A 9,486-nucleotide genomic window follows, 5' to 3' on the forward strand; every position below is an offset into this window, starting at 1 on the left:
GCGCGGCGCATCGCGAGCTGCGCTCGCTCCTACGTTTGTTTCGGGCCAATGCGGCCTGTGCCAGCGTACACGACGCTTTTAGTGCCTGTCGAAAGTGCAGCAAGGATGACCGGCCACCTTAGCCTCAGGCCACCTCAGCCCCATCATCCGGCCAGTGCGGCTCGTTAGCCCCGGGCGGGGTCAATGGCGGCAGGCCGTAGGCCGCCCGCGCTGCGTCGCAGCTGGGGTTGTGCACGCCACCCTCCCAGGACGCATCGAACTCACGGCAAGGGCTGGAGCGGTTTTCATAGATGGTGCACGCCACCTCCTGCCCGATCTCACCTTTCAGGCTGATGCAGCGGCACGGCTTGGCATCGGTGCCGATCATGGCGACGCGGGTGGGGTTGATCTGCACCACCAGGTCGTCCGGCACAAGGCCCCCGGAAGACTGGCACTCACCCCAGAAGAAGGACACACGGAAGTACCCGCAGCAAGCGCCGCAGTCAAGGCAAGGGTTATATTCGGACATGATGGCACGGAGGGAAGGTTGTTGTTATCGGGCTGTGCCCGCGGCGCCATTCTCAGTCCAAGCAGGGGTGGCTGAATAGAGGGGGAATGCAAAAATAATCGCCGTCCATCGCCATGCCTGCGTGGCGACAGGGGCAGGCCCTGTCGCGCGGGCACTCAGCACAGCGCTTTGTAGGTATTCACGTCACACTGCTGCAGCCCTAGCCCCTCGGTGGGCTCGTAGCCATCGCCGCACACCTGGCTGAAACCCGTCTGCCTGCTCCCCTCGTGCACCAGCCGGTCGTGCTGGCTGCCCTCGGTGAGCACGGTGTAAGACACCCGGCGCATGTCCTGGTACTGGCCCTCACGCGCAGCGATCGCCTGGTGGTACCCCATCACCTGGGCATCGCTGAGCCCCAGCCGGCCGGCAAGCTCAACCCCCCAGCGCGCCAGGCACACCTCGGCGTAATGCCGCACGATCAGCCCTGGCTCCACCAGCAGCTTGCCCACCCCCGCGCCGTCGATGGAGGCATTGCCCACCAGCGTGGCATGGCGCCCTGGCATAGGGTAGATGCAGATCCGTGTCCCCTCCTCCACCGACGGGACCACGCAGGCAAAGCCTTTGGAGCGCTCGTCCCTGGAGTAGAACCCCACGTACTCGCGCACATTGCTGCCCAAGGCAATCCGTTCACGCTGAACGTTCCCCACGCCCGGCACCGGGTCGATGGCAAAGATGTTCACCGGGATGTCCCGCAGCACGGGGTCCTGAGCCATGGCATTAGCCAGCATGTGGCAGCTGATGCCGCCACGGCTCCAGCCCACCAGGTTGACTTGAGTGGGCTGGCGCGGCTTGCGGAACATACCGATGATGCGCTCCTGAAGTTCCTGGGGCGTCGGGTGGCGGTCGCCATAATCGTAGGTGCGCCAGAACCAGGATGCCGTGGAGGCCACCTCGGGCACCGGTACGCCGGCATTTTTCAGCCGTTCGTAGTCGGCTTCGCTGAGCTTGGTGCGTTGCCAGTTGCTTTCGCCCTTGATCACCTGCAGCACATGGTTGACGTTCTCCTCCCAGCCACGCCCGAACAACTGGCCGGTCCAGTTGAAGTAGCCGCCGGGCTCAACGAACAGTTGGTCATCCTGAAGGTTGCCGCTGCCGGGGCCGTCCACGGCGATCCAGTGGGCGAACTCACGGCCCTGGTCATTGTTGGCCAGCGTTGAAACCAGCTCTCCATTCCAGAAGTTGGGGTTTGCGTCGTCGAAGCGGTGCGAGCCGGTGCCGCAGAAGTAGGCGGTAAATACACTCATTGGAGGGTCTCTGTGGGGAGAAATGAGTGATGAAGATAGAGGTGGCAGTATGCGGGGAGCAGGCGGAAGCGAATCCCGTAGCTTTCAGTGGGGCCGCGATGCGGCCCCGAGGGCTTTACGCGCGAGGCGCGCTGTCGGCACGGAACATCTGGCGGATGCCGCGTATGGCTTGGCGAATGCGGTCCTGGTTCTCGATCAGCGCGAAGCGCACATGATCGTCACCGTAGTCGCCAAAACCGATTCCCGGCGACACGCACACCTTGGCCTCGGCCAACAGTTTCTTGGCAAACTCCAGCGACCCCAGGTGCGCATACTGCGGCGGAATCTTGGCCCACACGTACATCGACGCCTTGGGGTTCTCGACCATCCAGCCCAGCTCGTGCAGCCCCTTCACCAGCAGGTTGCGGCGCTGGCGGTACTGCTCGGCGATGTCACGCACACACTGCTGGTCACCTTCCAACGCGGCAATGGCCGCTACCTGCAGGGGGGTGAAGGTGCCGTAGTCGTGGTAGCTCTTGATGCGCGCCAGGGCGTTGACCAGTTCCGGGTTGCCGACCATGAAGCCGATACGCCAGCCGGCCATGTTGTAGCTCTTGGACAGCGTGAAAAACTCCACTGCAACGTCCTTGGCGCCCGGCACCTGCATGATCGACGGGGCCTTCCAGCCGTCGTAGACGATGTCGGCATAGGCCAGATCATGCACCACCAGCACCCCGTACTGCTTGGCCAGTGCCACCACTCGTTCGAAGAAATCCAGCTCCACGCACTGGGCGGTCGGGTTGGACGGGAAACCCAGGATCATCATCTTGGGCTTGGGGATCGACTCGCGGATGGCCCGTTCCAGCTCGTTGAAGAAGTCCACCCCCGGCACCAACGGCACGGAGCGCACCTGCGCACCGGCAATAACCGCCCCGTAGATGTGGATGGGGTAGCTGGGGTTGGGCACCAGCACCGTGTCGCCCTGATCGAGCGTGGCCAGCATCAGGTGGGCAAGGCCCTCTTTGGAACCAATGGTGACGATAGCTTCGTCTTCGGGGTCGATATCGACCTCGTAGCGTTCCTTGTACCAGTTGGAAATGGCCCGGCGCAGCCGCGGGATGCCACGGGAGGTGGAATAGCCATGGGTGTCCTCACGCTGGGCGACCTGTACCAGCTTCTCGACGATATGCGGGGGGGTGGCACCGTCAGGGTTGCCCATGCTGAGGTCGATGATGTCCTCGCCGCGGCGGCGGGCAGCCATCTTGAGTTCGGCAGTGATGTTGAAGACGTAAGGGGGGAGACGATCAATGCGCGCAAAACGGCGCGGCGAACCTGGGTTGGCCATGGCTTCCTCTGAGACGTAAGCGCCCGGAACCGTCCGAGCGACGTTGGCCGCATGGGGCGGCCTGAAACAGAAGATAGTGCCGATATGGGTGATCTGTAAAGGGCAATACCCTGTTTTTTATTATTTATTTAGATGCATTGTTGGAAAATCAACGGAGAGTGATTGCAACGACCGGCTGATGGCTGAAATAAAAAACCCCGGCACAAAGGCCGGGGCTTTTCGTGAAGCAGGCAGCAATTTCAGCGTGCGTAAGTCATCAGCACATCGGCCGCAGTCTGGCTGTCCACCCCCATCATCAAGCTCAAGGCCATGACGGTGAGAATGGAGAAGCCAAATACCTTGCGGGCCCACTTGCTGTCATCTTCAGCCTTGTAGCCACCCCAGGCCATGTACAGCCAGTACAGGCCCATGCCAGCTGCAACAGCCAGATAAGCGAGGCCGGCGTAGCCGCCCAGGGTAAGCATCAACGTGGCCAGCAGGAAGGCCAGCACGTACAGCACGATCTGCTTCTTCGCCGCAAGCACACCGCGCGCCACCGGCAGTACCGGAATGTTGGCGGCGCTGTAGTCCTTGAAGCGGAAGATGGCGATGGCGAAGCTGTGTGGCATCTGCCACAGGCTGAACATCACCAGCAGGGTGACCGCAGCCAGGTCGAAGCTGTTGCTCACGGCGCAGTAGCCGATCACCGGGGGCATGGCACCGGACAGGCTGCCAACCAGGGTGCCGTGCACCGACTTGCGCTTGAGCCACAGGCTGTAGAAGCCGACGTACACCACAAAGCCAACCAGCGCGCAGAACGCGGATAGAGGGTTGGCCTGCACGTACAGCAAGCTGAAACCCGCCACCCCGAGCAGGGTGGCGTAAATCAGCGCGAGGGGCAGTGACATGCCGCCCTGGACCATGACGCGGTTCTTGGTGCGCTCCATCTTCTGGTCGATGTCGCGGTCGATGCAGTTGTTGAACACACAACCGGACGCCACCACCAGAGAAGTGCCCACAATGACCGCCAGGAGCAGGGCGAAGTCCACATGGCCCTTCGCGGCAAGGAAGAAACCGCCTGCCACGGAAAGCACGTTACCGAAAATGATCCCCGGTTTGGTGATTTGGATAAAGTGCTTAACGGACATGCAGTCTTACCTCACTTGGCCAGCATTTCGAAGTGGATGCTGAACATGATCCACAGCGACAGGCCAACCAGCAGTGCGATCACCAACGTGGTGAACAGGAACGTCGATACGTTGTTGCGCTGCTCTTTCGAGCGGTCCATGTGCAGGAAGTATACAAGGTGTACAACAACCTGGATCACGGCCATGGCCACAACGATCAGAACGGTCAGGTTCTTCGGCAGGCTTGGGTACATCACCAGGCCGAACGGAATCGCGGTCAGGATGATCGACAGGACGAAGCCGATCATGTACGACTTCACGCTGCCGTGGCCACCCTCGTGATGAGTGTCGTGTGCGTTAGCCATTACAGAACTCCCAGCAAATAGACGACGGTGAATACGCAGATCCAGACCACGTCCAGGAAGTGCCAGAACAGGCTCAGGCAGCTCATGCGGGTCTTGGCGGTCGGCGTGATGCCGTGCTTGTTGATCTGGTACATCATGATTGCCATCCAGATCAGGCCGGCAGTCACGTGCAGGCCGTGGGTACCTACCAGGGCGAAGAAGCCCGACAGGAAACCGCTGCGCTGCGGGCCGAAGCCCTCGCCGATCAGGTGATGGAACTCATAGATTTCCATCGCGATGAAGCCTGCACCGAACAGGAAGGTCACAGCCAACCAGCCCAGTACGCCCGACTTGCTGCCGGCGAACATCTTCAGCATGGCGAAGCCGAAGGTGATCGAGGACAGCAGCAGGAACAGCGTTTCTACCGCTACGAAATCGAGCTGGAAGATGTCATGACCCGACGGGCCGCCGGCAAAACTGCCGGACAGCACCGCGTAGGTGGCGAAGAGCGACGCAAACAGGATGCAGTCGGTCATCAGGTACAGCCAGAAGCCCAGTACGGTCATCTGGCCCGAGTCGTGATGGTGATCGTCGTGCCCATGGTCATGACCATGAGCACCGTGCATTACTTGACTGGACATTGATTACACCCGCTCAAACGATTCGACACGTGCGCCGGCAGGCAGAGCACCTGCTTTGGCCAGCGCTTGCATGCGCTCGCCTTCGATGCGCGCCACTTCTTCGGCCGGAACCATGAAGCCCTGGTCGTCACGCGCAGCGTGGCGAACGAAGACAGCGATGGTTGCAACCAGGCTTGCGCCGACCAGCCACCAGATGTGCCAGATGAACGCGAAGCCGAAGATGGTCAGGAACAGGCCCATGAACAAACCGGTAGAGGTGTTGCTCGGCATGTGGATCGCTTCGTACTTGGCCGGCACCTTGTAGGCAACACCGTCTTCCTTGGCTTCGTGCCAGGCGTCCAGGCCGACCTTCTCAGGCATGTGGGCGAAGTTGTAGAACGGAGGTGGCGACGAAGTCGACCATTCCAGCGTACGGCCGCCCCATGGGTCGCCGGTGACGTCCATGTTCTGGTGACGGTCGCGAACCGATACGTACAGCTGGATCAGCTGGCAGGCGATACCGAACAGGATCAGCACGGCGCCGACCACGGCTACGTACAGGTAGGGTTCCCACAGCGGGTTGTCGGAGTGGTTCAGACGACGGGTCATACCCATGAAGCCCAGGGCATACAGCGGCATGAACGCAACGTAGAAGCCCGAGATCCAGAACCAGAAAGCAGCTTTGCCCCACTTCTCGTTCAGGGTGAAACCAAAGGCTTTCGGGAACCAGTAGGCGAAGCCGGCGATGTAGCCGAATACCGCACCACCGATGATCACGTTGTGGAAGTGAGCGATCACGAACAGGCTGTTGTGCAGCACGAAGTCAGCACCTGGAACTGCCAGCAGAACGCCGGTCATGCCACCGATGGAGAAGGTGATCATGAAGCCCAGGGTCCAGAGAATCGGCGCGGTGAAGCGCAGGCGGCCCTGGTAGATGGTGAACAGCCAGTTGAACAGCTTCACACCGGTCGGAATGGAGATCAGCATCGTCGCCAGGCCGAAGAAGGTGTTGACGCTGGCGCCGGCACCCATGGTGAAGAAGTGGTGCAGCCAGACCGCAAAGCCCAGAATTGCAATGGCACCCGATGCGTAGATCATCGCGTGGTGGCCAAACAGGCGCTTGCCGGCAAACGTCGAGGTCACTTCCGAGAACACGCCGAAGGCCGGCAGGATCAGGATGTAAACCTCAGGGTGACCCCAGGCCCAGAACAGGTTGACGTACATCATCGGGTTCCCACCAAGCTCGTTGGTGAAAATGTGGAAGTCCAGATAACGGTCAACAGTCAGCAGTGCCAGTGCAGCGGTCAGAATCGGGAACGAAGCGACGATCAGCACGTTGGCCCAGGTGCAGGTCCAGGTGAAGATCGGCATGTCCATCAGCTTCATGCCAGGTGCGCGCATCTTCATCACGGTGACGAGGAAGTTCACACCCGTTAGTGTCGTACCCAACCCTGAGAGCTGTAGCGCCCAGATGTAATAGTCGACACCCACCCCAGGGCTGTACTGGATACCCGCCAGCGGCGGATAGGCAACCCAACCGGTCTTGGCGAATTCACCAACACCCAGCGAGATGTTCACCAGCAGCACGCCTGCCAGCAGCAGGTAGAAGCTCAGGGAGTTCAGGAACGGGAAGGCAACGTCACGTGCACCGATCTGCAGAGGAACCGCGAGGTTCATCAGGCCGGTGAAGAACGGCATCGCCATGAAGATGATCATGATCACACCGTGAGCGGTGAAGATCTGGTCATAGTGTTCAGGCGGCAGGTAGCCTTCGGAGCCACCGGTAGCGGCAGCCAGCTGGGTACGCATCATGATGGCGTCGGCAAAGCCGCGCAGCAGCATGACCATCGCGACGATGATGTACATCACCCCGATTTTCTTGTGGTCGACAGTCGTCAACCACTCAGTCCACAAGTAGGACCACTTGCGGAAGTAGGTGACAGCACCGACGACAGCGATACCACCGAGCGCGATCATGGCAAGTGTCACCATGACTATCGGCTCGTGATAGGGTATCGCCTCCAGGGTTAATTTACCGAACATCTCTTACTCCTCTGCACCGGCAGCTGGTTGCGTACTCGATTCCACACCCTTGGTTGTGGCCAGGTCTTTGCTGCCTGCTTCTTCGTGGCTACGGCCGCGGTTCATGCCTTCGTACTTGTCGACGATCAGCTGGAACTGCTCTGGCGAAGCCTCGCTATACAGCTCGACTGGGTTGTTTTCGCTTGGTTTGGCCAAGGCGTCGTAGGTGGCCTTGTCCAGCTTCTTCGGCGACTGCTTGACCTCGGCGACCCACTTGTCGAAGTCTTCCTGGGTCGTGGCAGTAGCCTTGAATTTCATGCCGGTGAAGCCAGCACCGCTGTAGTTGGCGCTGATACCGTCGAACACGCCGTTTTCGTTGGCGATCAGGTGCAGCTTGGTGGTCATGCCCGCCATGGCGTAGATCTGGCCACCCAGGCCCGGGATGAAGAAGGAGTTCATCACGGCGTCGGAGGTGACGCGGAAGTTGACCGGGGTATTGGCCGGGAAGACGATCTTGTTGACCGTGGCAATGCCTTGTTCCGGGTAGATGAACAGCCACTTCCAGTCCAGCGCGATCACGTCGATCTGTACCGGCTTGACGTCGGAGTCCAGCGGGCGATACGGGTCGAGCTTGTGGGTGGACTTGTAGGTCACGTAGCCCAGCACGATGATGATCAGAATCGGGATGATCCAGACGGCAGCCTCGATCTTGCTCGAGTGCGACCAGTCAGGGGTGTAGGTGGCAGCCTTGTTGGACGCGCGATACTTCCAGGCGAAGACCACGGTCATGATGATGACCGGCACCACGACCAGCAGCATCAGGCCGATCGCGATGAGGATCAGGTTCTTTTGCTCAATGCCGACCTGGCCCTTCGGGTCGAGCAGGGTCCAGTTGCACCCACTGAGTAAAAGCATGCCTAAAAAGGGCAATATGCCAAACAGTCTGGGGTAACGCTTTTTACTCATCTCACGACCTCTAGATCAGCTTGCTTCAATGCAATTTGTGTTTTGGTAGCCAGCACTTCGTCCTGCCAAGTGAGGCATGTTGCGCCCGTACCCGCCCCTGCCTGGGCCCGACTGCAGGACCTTGGCGTGAAGCGGGTTAGTGGTGCTTTTGGTTTCGTAGGCAACAGGCCTGTACAGCAGACCAAGTCCATTTGGTGCGGGAAAACGCGGAGGGGGGTCCGCCCGGTATCGCCGTTGGGCGAAACTTGACGAAGTCAGCAAAAGGGAGCGCCTTGGCTTCCTTCAATCCTGCGACTTGCAAGCAGTGCCGAACGGAAATTGGGGGCGATTGTAGATAGGTCGCCAACCCTTGACTATGACTTATTGAGCAACAGTCTTTTACAGAATGCGCAACAATAGCACCTCAAAACTCAACTTCGCGACAGTTTGTCGCACCCCTGGCAGTAGCCCTGGAACCCGCATCACGCAAGGGCTGCGGGTTGATCTGAGTCAATCGTTGAGCAACTTTCGGTACCGCATCATAGCCCTGAAAAAAATGTGGCGATCAGGGACTTTTGTCTAGGCCTGGCGCCGGTTGCGGTAGATGCCCAACGGCACCAGCAAGGCGGTCAGCACAAAGGCCACCAACGCCCATTGAGCCAGAGAAAGACCCAGCACGGGTGGGTAGGGCGTGCTGCAGAAGCCGTCTACCTGAAATGCCAGCGGCCAGACCTTGGCCAATGGCAGGTCGTCCACGATGGGCTGCAGGGTATCGATGCCGCAGCTGACCATGGGGTTGGCGAGTATATACACATGGTTGCCGGCTGCAATGATTCCGCCCACGGCGCTGAGCACCACCAGCACTTCGAAGAAGGTCAGACTGCGGCGCCCCGGCATGGCGGCAGCCAGGAAGGCAAACACGGCGATGAACAGCAATGCGTAGCGCTGCAGGATGCACAGCGGGCAAGGCGCTTCGCCCAACACCACCTGCATGTACAGGGCGCCCCCGATCAGCGAAACGCAGATCAGGCCCAACAGCACCAGAAAGCGCCGTTCCCGATTCAGGCGCGATGTTTGTTCGTTCATTGCCGGTTCCTTCGATGAATGGGTCGCCGCGTGATCCGCCAGCCTGAGCGCAAGTCTACACGCCGGGCAAGCGTTTGCGCGTGTGGCGCGTTCATTCGGTGCGGATGAGACACGGTGTAATGAGGTCGGTTCAATGGGGGGGGGTAAACCGCGCGAGAGGCAACCAAGGGCATGACGTGGTTTATGCGGTGGCGCGTAGATCGAGCGCCGCCCGCGCGGCGCATCGCGAGCTGCGCTCGCTCCTACGT

The 9,486-nt window shown here is 60.3% G+C and carries 9 protein-coding genes; all 9 read right to left on the bottom strand.

Annotated elements, in window-relative coordinates:
- Nucleotides 1–124: 124 nt before the first annotated feature.
- The gene (locus IAE36_RS23100) at nt 125–508 is read right to left on the bottom strand and encodes a YkgJ family cysteine cluster protein (RefSeq protein WP_028631615.1); all 384 of its coding nucleotides are present in this window, start codon (nt 506–508) and stop codon (nt 125–127) included.
- 155 nt (nt 509–663) lie between these two features.
- Entirely contained in the window at nt 664–1,791 is a 1,128-nt protein-coding gene (locus IAE36_RS23105) for a hypothetical protein (RefSeq protein ID WP_201214935.1), read from the bottom strand.
- Between the two features lie 115 nt (nt 1,792–1,906).
- Entirely contained in the window at nt 1,907–3,115 is a 1,209-nt protein-coding gene (gene alaC, locus IAE36_RS23110) for an alanine transaminase (protein ID WP_028631617.1), read from the bottom strand.
- Between the two features lie 239 nt (nt 3,116–3,354).
- Nucleotides 3,355–4,242 (bottom strand): heme o synthase, encoded by an 888-nt coding sequence (gene cyoE / locus IAE36_RS23115; RefSeq protein ID WP_028631618.1) that lies wholly within the window; start codon nt 4,240–4,242, stop codon nt 3,355–3,357.
- Nucleotides 4,243–4,253: 11 nt separating this feature from the next.
- Nucleotides 4,254–4,586, bottom strand: a complete 333-nt coding sequence (cyoD, locus tag IAE36_RS23120) for a cytochrome o ubiquinol oxidase subunit IV (RefSeq protein WP_028631619.1) — start codon at nt 4,584–4,586, stop codon at nt 4,254–4,256.
- On the bottom strand, nt 4,586–5,206 hold the full coding sequence (gene cyoC / locus IAE36_RS23125) for a cytochrome o ubiquinol oxidase subunit III (protein ID WP_028631620.1): 621 nt from the start codon (nt 5,204–5,206) through the stop codon (nt 4,586–4,588). Before cyoC ends, cyoD begins: the two co-directional genes overlap by 1 nt.
- Before the next feature lie 3 nt (nt 5,207–5,209).
- Entirely contained in the window at nt 5,210–7,228 is a 2,019-nt protein-coding gene (cyoB, locus tag IAE36_RS23130; RefSeq protein WP_028631621.1) for a cytochrome o ubiquinol oxidase subunit I, read from the bottom strand.
- Nucleotides 7,229–7,231: 3 nt separating this feature from the next.
- Nucleotides 7,232–8,173, bottom strand: a complete 942-nt coding sequence (gene cyoA / locus IAE36_RS23135; RefSeq protein WP_028631622.1) for a ubiquinol oxidase subunit II — start codon at nt 8,171–8,173, stop codon at nt 7,232–7,234.
- 558 nt (nt 8,174–8,731) lie between these two features.
- Complete coding sequence (locus IAE36_RS23140) at nt 8,732–9,238, bottom strand: disulfide bond formation protein B (RefSeq protein WP_028631623.1); 507 nt, start codon at nt 9,236–9,238, stop codon at nt 8,732–8,734.
- Nucleotides 9,239–9,486 lie beyond the last annotated feature (248 nt).

This window comes from Pseudomonas sp. S36 (assembly GCF_016647875.1).
GTDB lineage: Bacteria > Pseudomonadota > Gammaproteobacteria > Pseudomonadales > Pseudomonadaceae > Aquipseudomonas > Aquipseudomonas parafulva.

What these genes read in the sequence shown, in the direction of transcription:
- cyoD (WP_028631619.1), bottom strand. Translation starts at nt 4,586, where the DNA reads ATGGCTAACGCACACGACACTCATCACGAGGGTGGCCACGGCAGCGTG.
- cyoE (WP_028631618.1), bottom strand. Translation starts at nt 4,242, where the DNA reads ATGTCCGTTAAGCACTTTATCCAAATCACCAAACCGGGGATCATTTTC.
- IAE36_RS23140 (WP_028631623.1), bottom strand. Translation starts at nt 9,238, where the DNA reads ATGAACGAACAAACATCGCGCCTGAATCGGGAACGGCGCTTTCTGGTG.
- cyoC (WP_028631620.1), bottom strand. Translation starts at nt 5,206, where the DNA reads ATGTCCAGTCAAGTAATGCACGGTGCTCATGGTCATGACCATGGGCAC.
- alaC (WP_028631617.1), bottom strand. Translation starts at nt 3,115, where the DNA reads ATGGCCAACCCAGGTTCGCCGCGCCGTTTTGCGCGCATTGATCGTCTC.
- IAE36_RS23100 (WP_028631615.1), bottom strand. Translation starts at nt 508, where the DNA reads ATGTCCGAATATAACCCTTGCCTTGACTGCGGCGCTTGCTGCGGGTAC.
- cyoB (WP_028631621.1), bottom strand. Translation starts at nt 7,228, where the DNA reads ATGTTCGGTAAATTAACCCTGGAGGCGATACCCTATCACGAGCCGATA.
- IAE36_RS23105 (WP_201214935.1), bottom strand. Translation starts at nt 1,791, where the DNA reads ATGAGTGTATTTACCGCCTACTTCTGCGGCACCGGCTCGCACCGCTTC.
- cyoA (WP_028631622.1), bottom strand. Translation starts at nt 8,173, where the DNA reads ATGAGTAAAAAGCGTTACCCCAGACTGTTTGGCATATTGCCCTTTTTA.